Genomic DNA, 19,807 nt, shown 5'->3' with positions numbered 1-19,807 from the left:
TTCGCAACATATCAGGATGGGAAACCAAGCACATATTAATTCTTTTCAAGAGTCTGACTCTTCCGAAAAGCCTTAGGCTTTAGGGATTGAATTTAAGAGCAAATTATTTAAAAAAAAGAATGATTTACCCACCATACTTATATCATATCCTATTCACCACTTTTTAGTAAATTGCATAAGTATTAAATAATCCAATTCAATTAGAGTCAACCGTATATGAAAGAATCTATCATGAGGCTATGGTCTCTTTTGTTGCTAGTATTACTCGTAGCATGTAGTACTAATCCTGACAAAACTCTAAAGCAAGCTGAAGAGAGCATCAATGCCGAAGATATGGCATCACATGTTAGGATGCTGGCTTCGGATGAATTCCAAGGTCGCAAACCCTTCACGGAGGGCGAAGCCAAGGCAATCGCCTACCTCTCAGAGCAGTTTCAAAAGCTTGGTCTCAAAGCCCCCTATGAGGGTAGCTATCTCCAAGAGGTGCCAATGGTACAAATCAGCTATCAGCCTAGCACGTCTATCCAGCTTAAGCTACCCAAAGGTAATCTCGAGTTAGATAATATACAGGATTATATTGCCAAGACACCACATATCGTGGACGAAGTTAATATTCTTAATACCGAAGTGGTTTTTGCTGGCTATGGTATCGTAGCACCCGAATATGATTGGGATGATTATGATGGTATAGATGTTAAGGATAAGATGGTTATAGTCTTGGTTAACGACCCAGGCTTCGCTACCCAAGACCCTCAGCTATTTAATGGTAATGCCATGACCTACTATGGCAGATGGGCATACAAGTATGAGGAAGCAGCACGCCAAGGGGCTAAAGGGATTTGGGTGGTTCACGATACACGTGGTGCAGGCTACCCTTGGGCTTCACTTTCCAATACCTGTGGTAGTAATCTTTATCTCTTGGATGAGGATAATAACAGAGATCAATGTGCTCTCACAGGTTGGATCACAGAGGAGGCTTGTAAGAAAATCTTTGACTACAATGGGATGGATTATGCTCAGGTCAAAAAGACTGCGGCTACCCGAGACTTCAAGTCCTTTTCGCTTAATACGCATTTGAATCTAACCATCAAGAATGATCTAAAGTATGATATTAGCCACAATGTAGTCGGTGTGATCGAGGGCAAGGAGCGTAAGGATGAGTGCATCGTGTACTCTGCCCATTGGGATCATTTTGGTATCGGCCCTGCTCATGATGGAGACTCCATATATAATGGAGCGGCAGATAATGCCCTTGCTGTTGCTTGTATGCTAGAGACTGCCAAAGCCTTTGCCAAAGCACCTCAGCCTCAGCGATCCATTGTCTTTATCTCTATCACAGCGGAGGAGACCGGTATGCTCGGCTCCAACTATTACGCTCATCATTCTCTTTTCGAGCCTCAAAAAACGGTAGCGAATCTTAATTATGAACTTCCTCTTCCTCTGGGACGCATGAAGGATGTGACCATCACTGGCTTTGGACAGTCCGAATTAGACCAGTATGTTGAGCGATTGGCTCAGGACCAAGACCGCTACATAGCACCTGAGCCATCGCCAGAGAATGGGATGTATTACCGTTCCGATCACTTTAGTTTTGCTAAAGTGGGGATACCCTCTCTATTCATCAAGGGTTGGCAGGATAGTAGAGAGCATGGCAAGGAGTGGGCTAGGGAACAGGTGCTCCACTATTGGGAGACCGCCTATCATAAGCCAGCTGATGAGTTTGACCCGCAGACTGCCGACCTCTCTGGTAATGTAGAGGATGCTAAGCTCTTCTTCAAGATTGGCTGGCAGTTGGCCAATGAAGATGCCTTCCCCGTTTGGAGCGATAAGTCTGAGTTTAAGTCTATCAGAGAAGCCTCTATGCAAGTAAAGTAACCCAGTAGTAGGTGGTCCTACGTTTACGCTACTGATACGAAAAGCAAAGCGAGGTCTGCTCCTTTATGAGGCAGACCTCGCTTCATTTTTATGGTCACGAGACCTAGTTGAGAAGCTGTATAGAAGTAGCCCAAAGTGATAGGTTCGTAGCTTTACCCTTAAGTCTACCAACCGTTTGGAACCTGATTGAGACACAAATCATAAATGCTGAGGACTAAGGATCTACCTATGAATACCTAAATAAAGCAATAGCACATCATCTGTCCAGACCTCCAAATTACCGGCTGATTAGAACCCTCTAAATCAGCCTTTTAAGGTAGTGAGATTTTATCCTATGAGAAACAAAAATTCTTCCTATAGGAAACGTAAATGTTTCTCATAGGAAGAATTTTTGTTTGATATATAAAGGATTTCAGCCTATAAGGATTTGTGTCTTCTTCTGAAAAAAAGTTGACATAGTCGCGGGTTGTCTAACTGATTTCATTGACTTGTGTGTCTATGAATACTCTGAGTTGGCGCGAGTGCGATTTAAGGAACTGTCGCATGAGCTTTTTTCTTTAATGATTTCAAGGTATAAGAACGACTTTTGGCATCAAGATATATACAGGAAATCCTGAGATTAAAGCTCAATTAATAGGGGCTTAAACGTCAACTCATATTGGTTATTTAATAGTGCCGCATTCACAAAATGAGTACCAAAGCTAGTCTTGACACCATAGCACTCATGAGCATGGCCATATAGATGTAACTTCGGACCTATAAGCGTTACCCGCTCTAATAGCTCCACGTCTCCATAATCAGAGGAGAGAATGCCATGTGGAGGTTGGTGTGTAATGAGTACATCAGTATTGGGAGGAATGGATTGTATAGATTTGCTGTATTCACCTGAGACTACATCATTCACAAATAGTGGTATCCCATAAAAGTGTAGCCCTTCTATCTCCACTCCACTAGTATTCAGATAAAAGCAGTTTTCTGGTAAACCGCTAATATTGGAGCCATATAGGCTTAGGTCATGATTACCTGCAATAAATATCTTGTACTGGTGAGGTTGGTCGCAAAACCATTGCATAAAGTCTATGACTTCACTTTCCGTACCTCTCTTAGACACATCGCCACAATGCACCAAGACATCAGCCATAGGGAGTGCTCCTAATAATTGGTGCTGGCTATGTGTATCAGATATGCAGAGGATTCTCATACCTATTTATTCTAAGTTTGTGATATATTTTTCTTTAAATTCGGTGTAATGATCTTTGAGGGCTTTCTTGTCTGAGGTCTCTAAAATTTTCTTGCAAATATCTTCTATATACAATACCTTAACCCTACTTGCATAGTTGGGTTTCAGCAGCTGCTTAGCATTCGCAACTTCTGCTTCTAGATCGCTACGCAACTTAGAAAAGACAAAACAAGAAAAATTGTCCTCTTCACACACAACTGATATATTCCTCCATAACTGATATTGATTGAAGAATTTATCTTTCGCAGATGGTTTGGACTCATCGTTCAATATCATATTCATTGGATCCTTATAATACTTCTTCCATCGAAGGTCATTATCTTCAGCTTTGCTTTTTGTGAGAATTGTATATTCTGTATATTTAACCTCAAAAAACACCTTAATATCAACACTTTCTATGTAAAAGTCAAAGTTACTTCGTTCGATCCCTTTTTTTTCAAACATTCCTTTCAAAGGAGCATTAGTACTAATCTCCATCATCTGAAGAACAGAAGTCAACAAGTGTTCGTGACGCAAAGGACCAAAGAGATTTAACGTAAGAGCTTGAGACGAATTTAGATGTGAAAAATAAGGATGTCGCTTTGCTTTATCTTTTCGTTCAAACTCCTCAATACTGCATTTGTACCCCTTATCAATGATATTTAAGTCCTGACAGTCTTTGGGCAAGATATGTTCATATTCACGCTTGCGATATGTTCCTCTACGATTAGGAGAAAGTAGTAACCGATATTTCCCCATCTTCTCTAATACTCTCTTTCTATAATTATGATATTTCATAATCGATGAAGTCTATAATCTGTATTATAAAGATTGTTTTTCTATTATCCCAACAAACGTACAGACTATTATTCAGGGCTATATCATTGCTTGTTTTGGGCGGTGATTCGCTTGAAAAGATTTAAGTCCTATCTCATGTACTGTACTTGACTTGTAGTTTTCACAGAATCAAATAATTCACCGCCACCCCTATCATTATAGCGATTAAGAAACTCAGAAAGGTGCCGATGAGTACATATTCTGTGTTTTTCCGACTCTCAGGATTATTTAAGTCTCCAAACCTGAAAACTGATTTTGCAGCTAGCAAGAAACCAACTCCAGCAAAAAAGTTTATTAAGATAAAGGTTAGTGTCAATATTCTTTCAAAGTACCCAATCCACTTCCCTGCATTTGGAAGGCTGCTTGGTGACGATTGTTCAGCATTCTCCTCCTGCAACCCTTCACTATCCCATTTTTTAACAAATAGGGATATTAATATGGAGGTAGGCTTTAGGATAATGAGGTATGCCCCAAGAACAACCCAAAATTGTACGCTATTAAGAAGAGACTGGAAAAGCATTGTAATATCATCCCAACTCATGAATAGAGTAGCATATAAGGTTACCAACACAAGTAAATGTAGCAGTTGGTCATAAATAAATTTCGAGATTTCATCATGTCTTGACATCACCTTCACATAGTCAATGATAAAGTGAGAAGCGAAAATCACAACGGGTATAATCCATAAATCCCATTGGGCGACAAATAAGTATGCCACAGCTGCATGTATTAGACTATGTAGCCCTAGCCATACGAATCGTGCTTTCCCTGTACTTCTCTTGCCCTTACAGATAGCATTTGGCTGGAGTGCAAAGTCAGAGATGAGATGAGCCAATAGAAGTTTGATTAATACCAAGATGTTCATTGCTACTTTTTATTAAGGATAAGTGACTCGTATCTTTCGATGTACCTGATTATATTACTTGACTTCGCTGCTTTCAGCAACATGCTTATTGATTGAGGAGATTTATTCAGTTTCTCTGCAATTTGTTTTTGCATGATCTCCTCATTGAGCAGCATCTCAAGCATGACCTGTGACTGAGAGAAGGTCCAATTAGTGATTATATCATCAGCAAACGCGGTACTTACTTCGAGTTCGTCGTTAACCTCCTGCCAAGGAGTTGTGATGATAAGATTTTGTTTTCCGATCTTTGATAGATTTCTTCCTGATAGTTGATAAGCTTTTCCATCCGAAGTCTCTACATCCTCAGACCTGAATGATACAGTGCCTACTCCTATCGATACCCGCATATCCCATAGCCCATTAGACTTATTTATATTTTCTCCTTTAGGAGTATTGGTTTTCAAGAGCAGGCGAAGAATTATCGCGATGCGTAAGGCTTCTTCAGCCCTTTCAATTTCTATTTGATAACTATCACCTCTGTATAGAGTGCTCCCTTTACACTTAGAAATATGGGCTACTTCGTTGGGCATATCATGGAACACATCTATTAAGTGTTCTCTCTCTTTTATCTTTGTGCTGGAGATCACATCTCCAGATATTACCGCAATTACTCCTTCCATTCGATACTTTATAAAGGGTTTATATCATGATATGAGAGTTACGTGAAGGCTTTCTACTGCGTTCGCTTTTGTCATGAATATAGTCACTTCCTATATCCACAGCTTTACAGCCCTGATTTGCATACATCGTACAGCATTCTCATAATGTGCTCATCTTTCACAAAGATAACTATTTATCGTATAGTAATCAATCCAAATATATTGATTTCTGTAAATCAATTCGTTTGGGTTGATTTACAGAAATCAAGTGATCTGAGTTGATTTTTGTTGTGTCACTGCAAGTGGTTCACTCCCCGTTTGTCTCAAATTCAGTTCTTGATCTATATAAAGTTCTACATTCCAATTCAATTTGTTTTTAGACGATGGTGAAAGAGCCTCCCGAAAAAGAAGAATCCTACTAATATCTTTATTATTTCTGTATTGATAACGATTCCGTTAATTATTAGTTTACTTTGTAGTATTATCAATAATGGGGTTCGCAAAATCTTAACTAATGAGAACTAAGATTTTGAAGTATATAAGGAGGGTATAGAATCATTTCTCATCATGAAAATTATCTTCTTCTGAAAAAAAGTTGACATAGTTGAGGGTTGTCTAACTGATTCAATTGACTTGTGTGTCTAAGAATTTATTCAGTTGATTAATATGACCCTCTCCATAAAGGGGGCAATTTCTTTAATTCTTATGCTTGTTCCTTTTACTGTATTTGAACCACCAAAGATAAAATCCTGTGAAATATAATATCGGCACACTTATTCCTACCAAGATCCATAGGATTCTTGAAAAGTGTCCCCAAAACTCTCCAAAATGTATAAAATACATGGAGCGAGTTAATTTTTCTGCCGTAGGTTTGTTTTTCCATAAATTACTACCAACAACAGCTCCACTTTGAGGGTGTATATAGACATGGTTACTCCCAGTTCGTGAAAAATCGTGCTTCGTTTTCATACGAACAGAAAAGGGGTCATTAATTCTTTTTGGAAAGAAAACGATCATCGGCTTGCCCTCAGGAAAGTAATTCTCTGCCGCTTCAACAATTACATCCAGAGAAGCGTAGGGTCCATCGTTTAAGTTTTCAATGGTTGGTCTAACAGCAATCGCTCTACCATCAGACATGGTTTCAAATATCTTTCTATACGTATTAGGAAATCCCCAGTAACCACCTGTTAATGCAATAACCCCTAGAGGTAAAGCTACTAACATTCCAATGATTATGTGACTCTTGTAGTATGAGAAAAATGAAGACTTGACAGTTCTTTTCTTCTTAAGACTATTCTTGAATCCTTTTGGAATTAATATCAGTCCAGTAATAATAGTGATCAAGAGTATGATACCGAGGGAAGCCACTACGATCACCCCCGTCTTACCCATAAATAGTTTGGTGTGACAGTTATAAACGTGCTGAAAAAACTTATGCTTGTATATGTCTTCACCATGGACTACACCAGTATATTGGTTGACGTATAGCTGTCGTCGTCCCTTTACCTTTGGCTTCTTAGCCCTAAAGCTATATGCTTCGTTACGTGTGCCATATAGGACTAGATTATCAAATTTATAGCTTGGATATTGTGCCTTAGCATTTTGATAGAGAGAATCCAAGGGTAGAGGTATAGCATCAGGATTTGTAGGTTTGACAAATGCCATATGTCTGATACCTTGTTTTTCTAAATAAGGTTTATAGACAATGAGGGCACCTGTCAAACAAATGACTGACAAGATCAATCCTAGCCAGAGTCCTCCAATAAGATGGATGGTCCTATAGATTTTCCTTGCTTTATTTCTCATTACAAATTTACATTAGAATAGTATTGTAGTGGAAAATACAAACGATCTAGGAGGTGCTGGCGTGAAAAGATTTTTTGCTTGTGCCCCAAGATAGTATCTCTTATCTGATATGTTTTTGATATTCAGAGCTAGCCTATAATTCCTTTGACTATACGAGACGAAAGTATCCCCAGTAAAATAACTTGGTAAAATGATATTATTGGCAAAGTTGCCAAAGCGTTTGCTACTATATGAGCATCCCCCTCCGAATGATAATCCCTTAAATAACCCTTCATACAAAGAGTATGAAAGCCAGAGGTTAGCCATGTGTTTTGGGACGTTTCCTAATTTTGAGCCCACGGGTATTTTCTTATCATTGGTCTTACTCACTTCCCCTTCGGTATATGCATAGTTTCCTTCAAGTGTAAGTTCTCTAGAGATTTTGCTCTTGATGCTGAATTCTATACCTCTGCTGTACTGTTCTCCAATCTGGATTTTGAATTGTGGGTCATCCAAGTCAGGGGTCAATAGATTGTTTTTAGTTAGATGATACAGAGATAAAGTTGCAATCGTGCTGTTATTAAATAACTGTTTTCTTATCCCCACCTCCCATTGTTTTGTTCGCACTGGTTCAAAAGGTGTGCCTTCCTTAGATTGACCTGATACAGGGACGTATGATGTTGAATAACTTGCATGAAGTCCAAGGCTTTTTAATGGACTATACATTAAGGCTATTCTTGGAGAGAAGGCAAATGGCGTTGCTTTCTTTTTTGTGTCTTTTATGAAGTTCTCGTTTTCCTCTTTGATCCAATCAAATCGGCCACCTAGAAGTAAATCTAACTTGCTATTTATGGCGATGTAGTCCTGTGCATAAAAAGCAATATTGCTCTGCCTGATAAGTAGGTTAGTGGATTGCTTGTAAGAATCAATATCCGAAGGCTTCTCAGAATACTTAGGATTGGTTAGGCTTATTGGATCAAACATTTTCCCTCTTACTTTACGTGTATTGTGAGAATATTCGTACTCCATTCCAAATAATACTCGGTGAGATAATGAGCCCGTTGTAAATTCCCCAAGGATGTCATTTTGGAATACCGAGTAGGCAATGGTCGCATCCCACTTAGCCAAACGGCGACTTATCGTATTGTCATTGTTAATCGCTTTTATTTGAAAGTATAAACGATCTTCAAAGAGTTTAGTATAAGAGAATTGACTATTCCATTTCCAATTGTTGCTAAACTGATGTTTTAGAATATACCCAAGATCAAATGTCTTATATTTTGATTTTGCCCATGGCTCAGCTACAAAAATTTTGTCCCCATTCGAAATGACTTCTCCATTTTGGTGTACAACTCCTGGATCAACGACCCTATCATCAGAGAAATAATTAGCTCTGATGCCTAGTGTGGTACTTGTACTTAGGTCAAAGTCAATTTTTGGTGAAATACTGAAACGTTTTGAGTTTACTTCTTTACGGTAGCTATCTGCATATTCGTACATAGCATTAAGCCGGTACCGTACATTCTTTGAGGCTGTCAGAGGACCTGTTAGGTCAGCTGATGCTTGCTTAAGTCCATAACTACCAATTCTAAATGTGGTGCTATAGCGTGGGGTATATTGTGTCGGAGAGGTGATGATATTTATAATGCCACCAGGCTCTACAGAACCATATAATACAGAGGCTGGGCCCCTTAAAAATTCTATTCTGTCAATTCCTGCGATAGGGGTATTTGAGACTTTTCTGTAACGCATACCATCTCTGAAGTAGTTACGCGAATTACCCAACTTAAAGCCCCTAGAAACGAACACCTCACTAACATTATTTGCTTCTCCAGCTGAGGCCGTTGAGATACCACTAATATTTCGCAATGCTTCAGTGAATGTAAGAGCTTGTTGATCTTCCAATCTCTTTTTTGTCAGTACCTCAATGCTCCCAGGGAATTTCATAATAGGTATTCCCATCTTCATAGCACTATAGCTAGCTTCTATAAATGGTGTTTCGCTAGTATATGCGATAACTTCAACTTCAGGTAGTCCAAATAATTTGTCTACCAGTTGTATATGGATTTTCTCATTTTCTTCACCAGCTTTAACCTTAATAGTCGCTGTGTGACAATATACGTGTCGTACTTGTAGGCTAAACTCAGAGAAGGGAAGCTTTTCAATAGAAAATAATCCATTTTTATCAGAGTTGGTGGTTCGATGAGAGATCCCAATAACTGTAATTAAAGCAGATTCGATTGGTTCTCCAGCTTCATTTGTTACGATTCCTGTAACGGCCCTTGTTTTTTGTGCATAACCATTAGTAGCAAAGAGAGCGAGAATCAAGAACACAATGAGTGGGATGAATTTAAATTTATTCATTCTTTTTTGGTAAACTATTTTAAATGATGTTTTTGTTAACGTTTCAAAGGTACTTCTTTTTCTTTAAAACGTAGGCCTTATAAAAATAGATTAAAATCTTCTCTAGCAATTATTGACATTTAGTTGGCATTATACCTAGAAGATAGTATAGTAATGATACTTGTCGGGAGTGTCCCAAAAAGTGTGTAATTCCCAAGAGTCCAATCTTTGAAAAGTCAAAACACAGAGAGCTAAATCATAATGAGACTTACACAAATGCAATTTAAGGAAATTCTATCATGCGAGATGAGTGTGTTCATTGGTGTGGTTCGTTTAATGGAGCAAACCATTGAGATAGCTATAGTAACGCGAGTTCGATGTAAGAAATCAAAGGAAATATATTAGGAAAAGCGGTGAGTTATTTGTATATTAGTAATTGATTAACAGATAATTACGAACAAATAAAACACCACTTTTATGATGACAAGTATACTAGAATTATTTTGTATTATCGACGATTTCTCTATTCATTTTGATCGTGTTGTTTCTGAGAATGCTATAGAACAAGGAGGAAAGAAGAGAAGAAGAGAAGAAAAAGGAAATCACGTCTTTCAGACAGTGAGGTCATGACAATACTCATACTTTTTCACATGTCAAGATATTGAGACCTCAAGTCCTTCTATCTCAAATTTATTCACGTTCATCTTAAAAGTGAATTTCCTCAAAAAGTCTCCTATAATCGTTTTGTCGAACTCCAAACTAAAGTGGGGCTAAAGCTTGTTATGTTTCTCAATATGTGCTACTTAGAAAAGTGTACAGGTGTTTCTTTCATTGACTCTACCCCTTTAAGAGCTTGCCATATCAAACGGGAAAGAAGCCATAAGACGATGAAAGGTTGTGCACAGAAAGGTCGCTCCACAGTTAGTGAGGTTTGAGGGGTTGATTTTATAGGTTAAACTGCATCTTGTCATTAATGACAAAGGCGAGATCATCACTTATCAGATCACTACAGGTGATATAGATGACAGAGCACCACTAAAGGATGACTCCTTCTCTAACTCTAAGAAACTCTTTGGTAAGCTCATAGCGGATAGAGGATATATCTCAAAAAGTCTATTTGACAAGCTTTTTATTGATGATATTCACTTGATTACAAAGCTTAAGAAGAATATGAAGAATGCTCTAATGCATATTCATGATAAAATACTCCTTCGAAAGAGATCCATCATAGAAACCGTCAATGATCTCTTAAAGAATGTATGCCAAATAGAACATACGAGACATCGCAGTGTCAATAACTTCGTAGTCAACCTGGTCTCAGGGTTACTCACATATAACTTAATGCCCAAAAAGCCGTCTTTAAATCTTGAAATCATTGATAAAAAGGCTCTTGCTACAGTTGCTTAAATCGAACTCGCGTTAGAGTTAGTAGAAAATATGATAAAAATAGGTTCAGGTTTGAGTGGGGAGAGGCAAATAAGAGTAATAAGCTATCTTGTCTATTATTTCAATTTTAATTATTAATAAATATGATATACGGATACATTCGCGTCAGTAGCGACAAGCAGACAGTTGAGAATCAGAGATTTGAAATTAATAATTTCTGTCAGAGAGAGGGCTTAGAGATTGATGGTTGGATTGAAGAGACCATATCAGGTACGAAGTCTTATAATAAAAGAGCATTAGGGAACTTGCTGCGAAAGATGACGAAGGATGATCTTATCATTTGTGCCGAACTTTCAAGATTGGGTCGTAATCTTTTTATGATTATGGAGATACTCGGGTTATGTATGAATAAGGAGTGTCGTGTCTGGACCATCAAAGACAATTATAGACTTGGTGATGACATTCAGAGTAAAGTGCTTGCTTTTGCTTTCGGGCTAAGTGCTGAGATTGAACGTAATTTGATTTCTCAACGAACAAAGGAGGCATTGGCTAGAAAGAAAGCTGAAGGGGTCGTTCTTGGACGCCCTAAAGGACGTAAGAGTTCCCCCGAGAAGTATAAGTTATATGGCAAGGAAACATTGATTAGAGAGTTGTTAAATGCTAATGTTTCTCAGAGGAAAATAGCCAAGATATGTAAAGTAGATAGAAACACTTTAGCTCGATATATTAAGAATTTTATGGAGTTAGAGAAGTGAGCGTTTTCGTTCAGCAAGCTAAGGTAACCTGTGCATTCAGCTCCTCTGATAGCTGGGTTATCCTATCTCCGATAGAGCAGAGTATTAAGCGTAAGATAGAAGCCGTGGGTATCCCTCTCAAGGATTGGGATATTCAAATCAACTATGGCATAAAAACTGGGTATAATGATGCTTTTATCATTTCTACTGAAAAAAGAGATGAAATTCTTTCAAACTGCGAGACAGATGAGGAACGTAAGCGTACGGAGGAAATTATACGACCGATTTTACGAGGCCGCGATATAAAACGATACAGCTATGATTGGGCAGATTTATGGCTGATTGCTACATTTCCTTCAAAAAGATATGATATAGAAGATTATCCAGCAATAAAAAAATATTTACTATCGTTCGGTGTAGAAAGATTGGAGCAGACTGGAAAAACTCACATCGTAAATGGAGAACAAGTCAAGTCTCGAAAAAAGACTAATAACAAGTGGTTTGAGACGCAAGATAGTATAAGTTATTGGGAGGAATTTTTTAAGCCGAAAATTATTTATAGTGAAATTGTTAGAGAACCACAATTTTATTTAGATAAAGATGGAACATTTTTCCCAGAGGCTACCTCATTTATAATTACAGGAAATAATCTGCATGATTTGATACAACTATTAAACTCAAAGGTTATTGCATTCTTCTTTAAGTATTTTTATGCTGGAGGTGGATTAGGTAATGATGGTTTTCGATACAAAAAAACTTTCTTAGAAAATTTGCCGTTACCAAAAGTATCTAATGTGGATTTTTCTATTACTAAAGAAATATTTATATTATATGGCTTTACTGATGAAGAGATAATGTATATTAAATCACGTATTTAGATTATTGGTGTCCGGCAAAAATCTTAATAATTCTCATAATTAATTGGATTATAGTTTCTTATACAAGAATTAAAAAGCAGGGCTTTTCTCATAAAAACTATTTTGATTTTCAATGAGTTAAGTATGTTTATCGGACACCAATAATTTTCAATCTCTATTCATTTTGTTATAGTTACCAATAAATATTGTCTCTTCTTTCGTTAGTCCATATGCCTCAAAGACTGCGTCATCAACGCTAATATCGGATGCCTCACCCATAATCCTTTTATATACAATGTCAGTCAGACTTTGCTGAAAATCTAACTTCAATAATGTTTTTTCCAACGTAGTAACATATAATTGAATACCCCCTCCTTGAACTTCTGCTTCTGTTGTAATTTTCAAGTACCAGTCAAATAATTGACTATTCATTAACCCAACGAATTGAATTAATGTGTTTCGTTCTCCAGTCATAATATTTACAGCATTGTTACAAATCATAGATTCTTCATCATAACAAAAGTTAATGTTATTACCTATGATTTTCCACATTACTTTTGGTTTACTAAAATCCTCCCAATACTTAGCACCCCAGCGTTGAAGTGCATACCATTCATAGCGAATTCCAGTTTCCGCTTTATTACGATTTGATAATGCATCTTTGAATTTTAATAGATGTCTATACAAGGATTGATACTGTTTTTCTAATGCTCTTTCTGCTTTTTTTGAAGCTCCAGTTATATTTTCATCTAAATGAAGAGGAAAATGCCATGGTATCCAAATTAGCCACAGATTAGCCCATTCGTAACCAAAACGCTTAATGTCACGGCCTCGTAAAATTGGTCGTATAATTTCCTCCGTAAGCGTACGTTCCTCCTCTGATTCACAATTGGATAGGATCTCGTTTCGTTTATCAGTAGAAATGATAAAAGCCTCATTACAACCAGTAAGGACCCCTCTATATATATTTATATCCCAATCCTTGAGAGGTGTACCCACGGCTTCTATCTTACGCTTGATGCTTTGCTCTATCGGAGATAGAATGACCCAGCTATCAGAGGAGCTGAATGCACAGGTTACCTTAGCTTGCTGAACGAAAACGCTCAAATCATTAATGCTATTTTTATCCTCTTTGGTGGTCACTGCACATGTTGTTTGCTTTTTATTAGGGCTTTTTTCAAAAAGAAGAATATTGGTATCTACTGTCGCACTTTCAAATATCTTTACTCCTGCAAAGTCAATCAATAGTTTAGGATTACTATTTTCCGCCAAGAAGCCTCGAGTTTTCTCACCATATCCAGCACGCATCCATTTATTCGATGTGATAAAACATAAGTGTCCTCGGTTCTTAAGCAGTTGATAACCTCTTTCATAGAAGAGGCAGTAAATGTCTCCAGTTCGGGCATAGGTCTTATAGTTATACTTTTTGTATCTTTCAGCTAACTCTCCTTTGTTATTTTGTAATTGCACATAAGGAGGGTTCCCAATGACAATATCAAAACCATTATTAATCCCAAACATCCACTCTGGATCAAAAAAAGGACTTACTGCATTCTGGTCGTAAGGATTCCAATGGACTAGCTGTTCTGCATCCTCAGCAGGTAAACCCTCGTTTTCAGATAAGAGCTGGGCCAATTTCGCTCTTAGTTGTTCATCAATAGTTCTTAATTCTCGTTTCTCTGATGCTGATTTAGCTAGGAAGTGTTGCTGACGTATCTCTATTAATTTATCCTTCGTCTCTTGAATCTCAGGATTGTCGAAAAAACTCGGTTGAGAGTTTTGATTTTCTTTTTTGCCTATTAGTGAATCTGCCACTACAAACTTTGTTTCAAGGTTAGGGAGAATAGGGATGCCAAAGTTCTTAGTATTTGGATCCTTTTCGCAGTCGCATATTAGAGAAATAAAGAATCGGAGCTTGGTGATTTGTGCAGCGATGCTCTGAATATCTACACCATAGATACAATTCTCAATGATTTTTAGTTTTAATTGGTACAAACTTTTGTCAGGGTGTATCTTCTGAAGGATATCAACCATTTGGTTGAGCAATCCCATAGGGAACGCCCCTGATCCACAAGCTGGGTCTATGATTTTAACATTCTTGAGCTTCTGTGCAATAGCATTGTATTCCTCTTCTTTATCATTATCTCTTTCGAATGTGTCAGAGAATAATGACTCTACTATTGGTGTCCGTCCTAAATATTCGATGAGGGATGTATTCACCATATAATGTACAATCTCCCTAGGGGTATAGAAAGAGCCGCTTTGGTTACGTGCCGTCTCTTTTGTTTCAGGGTTATAAGCGCCTAAAAGGTTTTCGAATACTTTCCCTAAAAGTTCAGGATCGAGAGCGACTTGCTGCTCTATAGGAGTGCTTTCTTCAATGGTGAAGTTATAGCGTGATAAGATAGAAAAGAGTCCTTTATCTGGAGTAAAAAAGAGATGGTTAGGAATAAATGCTCTATGCTTGTAGCGACCGTCTGGAAACTTTTGCTCATTACGACTAAAGCCATCAAAATTATAGGCGACATCAACCCCATCAATAGTGCGTGATTTATCCAAACATTCAAAAAGCCCTCCATTAAGAAAAGGAACCTCTGCAAAAATATTTATTACTTCATCTTCAGAGATATTAAATAGCTCTGCGTATCTATATAATGTTTTGGCATCACGACTATTTTTTGCTTTTGCAAAGTGCCTTTTCTCTCCATTTTCATCCTCAATGGCACGATTTAAGGTAGCAAAAAATAGGTTTTGGAGGATGGCGTTATAATATATACCTGATGATGAATCTAACGGCTGAAAATTCTTAAGTATTACTCTAAGCTTTTCTGGATCAAAAAGAAGATCTGGGACCAAATCTTTTTGTTTGATGAACCATACAAACATGATTCGGGTGATGAGTCGAATGATCTGAAGATCAATTTTCTCTCGATCATCTTCTGGTATGTTAGTATTATTAGGAAAGGTAATATTTACTTTAGGATCAATAGCCCATAGATACCACTCAAAGAGATCGTTGTAGAATTGTTTGGTTAGTGCCTCGACAGAAAAGGCGTCAATGAGTGCTTGGTTATCTTTTTTGCTAGAAGCCAAAGTATAGAATCTATCTATGGCAGTCCGGCAATGCTGTTCCTTACCAAAGAGGTAGGTATACCTCTTTGCATCCGTGATAGACTTAAGTGTCTCTTGCTTGTAAAGATAGGAGAATCGCCATTCTCTACCGATGGGTGATTGATGATGGAAAATCATAAAGGCATGTGAATAGTAGAATAGTTCGCTGCGGATGATTTTCTGGATATTCGCTCTTGAATGAGATAGATTGGACTTATCATTAACGGTTATGTCGAAGACTTCGACAGGGTCTAGTCCTACTCTATTTATGGTGCCTATATGGTAAATGGAATGTATGGTAGAGCCTTTATTATTTTTGTTTTCTCCCGTATAAATTCTCTCTGGGTTCTTGCTGAAGGAATGGTAATCATCTTCAAAAATCGGTTTGATGATTTTGTTCTCTATAACTTCTATGCTTTTGAAATCGTCTATAAAAACTTTTTCAAATTGCTCCTTTAGGGCGTATTCTGTCGTTTTCATATCGTGAAACTTTATGCGTTTTTTTATTTGTTTTCATATAGGGCTATATATGGCTGACCATATTTTGCTTTGGACTGTTTTGCTATCTTACCGAATGTGTCGCTCATCCAAGCTTCAAAATCATAGTCAACGCCAAATAGAGAGTATTTGTATTCTTTGTCAAATTTTATCAGCTTATTTGCGACTGTAATATTATTCTGTCTAAGAGCGTTATCTACCTTTTTTGAAATTTGTTTTGCATCATTACTATGTAGGAATGGCTCTATTTTTTTCTTTAGGATGACCATTGCCTCTTTGATCGTTTTATTAGATTCTTTTGCTTTTTTCATCCGTGTTATATGTTGGTGATAAGCAGTGAAGGCCATGTCTTTGTGATATTCGGACAGAGGAAGTCTTAAGCCGTTCGTCATTGGTGAGCACTTAAGGAATTGCATAGCGTAGAGCGGTGCTATGACTTTCGCCTCGTCGTTATTTATTTGAACATTGGTCAATCCTCTATTCTCAGCCCCAATGACGACTAATGACTGATCTGCGTGTTCATGAGTGGAACAACCTAGATTCTTCATCTCTACTTCTTGTAACTTTTTGAACCTATCAGGGTTAGCTTCTTGATAATCTTTGAGGTCCTTAATATATTCGAAGAATGGAGACTCCTCGCCATCAATGAGACGATTGAAGTCAGCCTCAGAAATCTCTTCAAGTTCATTGAATACCTTGCTATCATCTCCAAACATAATATGGAATGACTGTAGTTTCGCATAGGCTATTTCTATTAGCATGATCTCTTGATTTCCCTCAGGAGAAGGGTAGAAGTTAAATACGTGGATCATTTCTTCTTTGGAACCAATACGATTGGCTCTTCCTATTCGCTGCATTAGGCGAGTCGCATTCCACGGTGTGTCATAATTGAGAATCACATTGGCACGATGTAAGTTGACCCCTTCCGCAAGAACCTCAGTAGTCACAATGACATCATAATCATCTTTTTGGATATCGGAGTTGGCATCAAAGTTTTCAATGATATCCTTTTGTAATTGCATTCTGTTTTTAGCCGATACCTTTAGGACTCTATGTCCTCGATTTTGAATATGACGAGCCAATGTATTTAATGTGTCAAGAGCTTCTGTAAATATAACTAATCGGGGTTTGTCATAGCCATTAGGATTGTTTATTTCCTTATCAAAAAGAGTCTTATTTAAATGCTGTTTGAAAGTATCTAACTTAGGGTCAAAGTCATTTTCATCCCATCTCTTACATAGATCACTAATAAGATTCATATCCTGCTGGAGTAAGGAAAGGTATTCATCTTTAAAGTCTGAGGTCCTAAACTTCCTATTATTTCCTCCATACTTTACCATTTTCTTGTCGATTATGGGCATTGCTTTTTGAAGAGTTCCGGCTTTTATGATCTCTTTATTGATGTCCATGTCTGGGCAGATATAGACACAATCACTCTGTAGCATATCAATCATATTTTGAGTGAAGCGCTGTAAATTATGCAGAGATTTCTTGAACGCTGAGAAGCTACTTTCCAACCTCTTTACCAAGAGTATTCGCGTGATTTGTGCCAATCTAGAGGAGATACTATCTACCGTAAGGTTACGACTTTCATAGATCTTGGTATTTTCATCTGACTTAAAAAACTGAATAGCAGAGTATCTATAAAATCCAATGTGTTTACGAGTATCAATTTCTAAGAGTTCATCACCAGGAGGAACTATAGCATCAATGGTATCAGCAAAGAGCCGACAGAGGATCGAATCTAGTTTGTATTCTAATTTATGAGGAGGACAAACTGTTGGGAAATTAAGATGAGCACTTTCGCTGGCATAGGTCTTCTTGATGTCACGTCTGGTCCTACGAACGACAAGGTCATTTAATACCCTAACCCTAATCTCATTGGAGATATGTTTGAGTTGTTCACGAGCTTCAGTAGAATCTTCTTTACGATATTTTGTGAACTCTTTCTGCATTTTGCTCATAAACGTATCTAGTTTTCCACCTTCGATATTAGGTAATGAGCTATTATTAGGTGTCCTTTGGAAAAGATATATTTGATTCTTGATATCGTCAGGTGTATTATTCATGGGAGTAGCAGATAATAAGCCGATAAAGGGGCAATACCCCTTTTGTAAATGAATGTTCCCAATGAGATTATCAAGGGCTTTGTATTTCTGTGTATTGCTATTTCTAAAGTTGTGGCTTTCATCAATGATGATTAGTCCGTAATCATTAGAGGAGAAGTCATCTTCAAAATAGTCCTCATTGATCATATCTAGCTCGTCATCAGCTAAATCATTAAGCTTTCCGATACTACCAGTCGTGATAAAGTCAATGTATGGAGCCATTTTGTCAGTAGTATTATTATCAAAGTCTTGAATAGTACTCTCCCATGACTTCTTAATAGCAGGTGGGGTTACAATTAATACGTTAGGAGAGCGATGGAGCTGTGAAGCTTCAGTAATAAACTTTTTGATGATTAATAGTCCTACAATGGTTTTGCCTAATCCTACCACATCAGCTAAAAGAAATCCTCCATGCTGCTTCATAATAAAGAAGCATTGCTGAACAGCATCTAGCTGAAAGGTCATAGCCTGATAATGTTTTGGTAAGTATGAAGACAAGATTTCGTAGGCATCTGGATTAGCAATATCACCTAATTGGGATTGAAGGTACTTGATGTAAATCTCATATGGTGTGAGTGATGTTTCTAGAGCTTGTTTCTCTTTGGTGACGATCTCTGCGAGAGGAGTTGGTTTGAGGACTTGCTCTAAGAATACTTGATTCCATTTTTCCGACATTTCCCATTTTTCATTAAACCAACTAGAGTGGCTTTTTTTAGAAGTATTATACATGCCGGGAGACATTACTTGTAAATAGTTAGACTCTAAGTAGTTTAGTTCTGAATTGTCTTGAAGACCTTTTTGTGTGAAGTTAGAACTGCCAATAATCCCATATCCCGTTTCTTCACCAGTTTCTTCTGATACCCCATCAAAAATGTAGCACTTGGAGTGCAGGAATTGTATTTCCTCATTTTCATTCCTCTTGTAGATTCTGATTTGTACTTTACTATCTTCCTCCTCGGTGCAGTAGGTGAGTAGCAGATCTATAGCTTTTTTGTATTGTTCCTTGACTTCTAGGTTGTTAATGTCAGTCCTTATAAAATCGTGAGGGTAATTGGCATCTTTGTATTTAGGATTCTTTACTTGATACGCGTATATGTTAGGGTCTTTGCCAATAAGTAATTGAAAGCGAGTTCCCTCTCTTTGTAAAAAATCTGACAACTCATCAGTAATAAGGGCAAGCCCCGGTATGTCCCAGTAGCCCGTTGCAATCCGTACATTTTTAATTGTATCTAATTTTAAACACCTTTTCAATGTATTTGACATTGATAATAGGTTAGTCGAGTTGTCAAGGATGGTGCTATTCATACAGTCAGATTATCTTAGTATTTCTTTGAAGAAGAAGTAAATGAGTATTGGAGTTATATTGAGTACGTGAAGAACACCCACTTGTTTCTATAAAAGTATAGTGGAGTAGGGTACGCATTCGGTTGTGTAAAATGGCACGTATTTAATCGTCAGTATATGTCATATGCAAATAAGATTTGTTTGCTCTAGTAAAATAAACAGTACAAATATACTAAAAAGTAATATGGCTTAAATTATATGTCTATT

Annotated in this window: 10 protein-coding genes and 2 pseudogenes; 4 read left to right on the top strand and 8 right to left on the bottom strand. The window is 37.4% G+C overall.

The window, feature by feature from the left end; translation table 11 throughout:
- Nucleotides 1–216: 216 nt before the first annotated feature.
- Nucleotides 217–1,875, top strand: a complete 1,659-nt coding sequence (locus QYZ87_01445; protein ID MDN4753202.1) for a M20/M25/M40 family metallo-hydrolase — start codon at nucleotides 217–219, stop codon at nucleotides 1,873–1,875.
- Nucleotides 1,876–2,494: 619 nt separating this feature from the next.
- Here the strand turns inward: QYZ87_01445 and QYZ87_01440 are convergent.
- The 6 genes from QYZ87_01440 to QYZ87_01415 form a co-directional block, all read right to left on the bottom strand.
- Nucleotides 2,495–3,076: a metallophosphatase domain-containing protein gene (locus tag QYZ87_01440; GenBank protein MDN4753201.1), complete on the bottom strand. Its 582-nt coding sequence runs from the start codon at nucleotides 3,074–3,076 to the stop codon at nucleotides 2,495–2,497.
- 6 nt (nucleotides 3,077–3,082) lie between these two features.
- On the bottom strand, nucleotides 3,083–3,892 hold the full coding sequence (locus QYZ87_01435) for a hypothetical protein (protein MDN4753200.1): 810 nt from the start codon (nucleotides 3,890–3,892) through the stop codon (nucleotides 3,083–3,085).
- Nucleotides 3,893–4,052: 160 nt separating this feature from the next.
- The gene (locus tag QYZ87_01430; protein ID MDN4753199.1) at nucleotides 4,053–4,796 is read right to left on the bottom strand and encodes a DUF3307 domain-containing protein; all 744 of its coding nucleotides are present in this window, start codon (nucleotides 4,794–4,796) and stop codon (nucleotides 4,053–4,055) included.
- A gap of 2 nt (nucleotides 4,797–4,798) precedes the next feature.
- Entirely contained in the window at nucleotides 4,799–5,455 is a 657-nt protein-coding gene (locus QYZ87_01425; protein MDN4753198.1) for a SatD family protein, read from the bottom strand.
- 675 nt (nucleotides 5,456–6,130) lie between these two features.
- Nucleotides 6,131–7,240: a PepSY-associated TM helix domain-containing protein gene (locus tag QYZ87_01420; GenBank protein MDN4753197.1), complete on the bottom strand. Its 1,110-nt coding sequence runs from the start codon at nucleotides 7,238–7,240 to the stop codon at nucleotides 6,131–6,133.
- Nucleotides 7,241–7,252: 12 nt separating this feature from the next.
- Nucleotides 7,253–9,583, bottom strand: a complete 2,331-nt coding sequence (locus QYZ87_01415) for a TonB-dependent siderophore receptor (protein ID MDN4753196.1) — start codon at nucleotides 9,581–9,583, stop codon at nucleotides 7,253–7,255.
- Between the two features lie 456 nt (nucleotides 9,584–10,039).
- On the opposite strand from QYZ87_01415, the pseudogene QYZ87_01410 reads away from it, so the two are divergent.
- From QYZ87_01410 to QYZ87_01400, 3 genes and pseudogenes are all read left to right on the top strand, one after another.
- Nucleotides 10,040–10,969, top strand: a pseudogene (locus tag QYZ87_01410) (IS982 family transposase).
- A gap of 122 nt (nucleotides 10,970–11,091) precedes the next feature.
- The gene (locus QYZ87_01405; GenBank protein MDN4753195.1) at nucleotides 11,092–11,703 is read left to right on the top strand and encodes a master DNA invertase Mpi family serine-type recombinase; all 612 of its coding nucleotides are present in this window, start codon (nucleotides 11,092–11,094) and stop codon (nucleotides 11,701–11,703) included.
- Nucleotides 11,688–12,560: pseudogene (locus tag QYZ87_01400) on the top strand (TaqI-like C-terminal specificity domain-containing protein). The gene QYZ87_01405 and the pseudogene QYZ87_01400 overlap by 16 nt, the downstream one beginning before the upstream one ends.
- A 147-nt stretch (nucleotides 12,561–12,707) precedes the next feature.
- Here QYZ87_01400 and QYZ87_01395 read toward each other — a convergent pair.
- Both QYZ87_01395 and QYZ87_01390 read right to left on the bottom strand, forming a co-directional pair.
- The gene (locus QYZ87_01395; protein MDN4753194.1) at nucleotides 12,708–16,130 is read right to left on the bottom strand and encodes an Eco57I restriction-modification methylase domain-containing protein; all 3,423 of its coding nucleotides are present in this window, start codon (nucleotides 16,128–16,130) and stop codon (nucleotides 12,708–12,710) included.
- Between the two features lie 23 nt (nucleotides 16,131–16,153).
- Nucleotides 16,154–19,507 (bottom strand): helicase-related protein, encoded by a 3,354-nt coding sequence (locus QYZ87_01390; GenBank protein ID MDN4753193.1) that lies wholly within the window; start codon nucleotides 19,505–19,507, stop codon nucleotides 16,154–16,156.
- Nucleotides 19,508–19,807 lie beyond the last annotated feature (300 nt).

The sequence above is a fragment of the Porphyromonadaceae bacterium W3.11 genome (assembly GCA_030434245.1).
GTDB lineage: Bacteria > Bacteroidota > Bacteroidia > Bacteroidales > Porphyromonadaceae > Porphyromonas_A.
The sequence above is the reverse complement of the archived record's forward strand: the minus strand, read 5'-3'. Positions and strand labels throughout refer to the sequence as shown.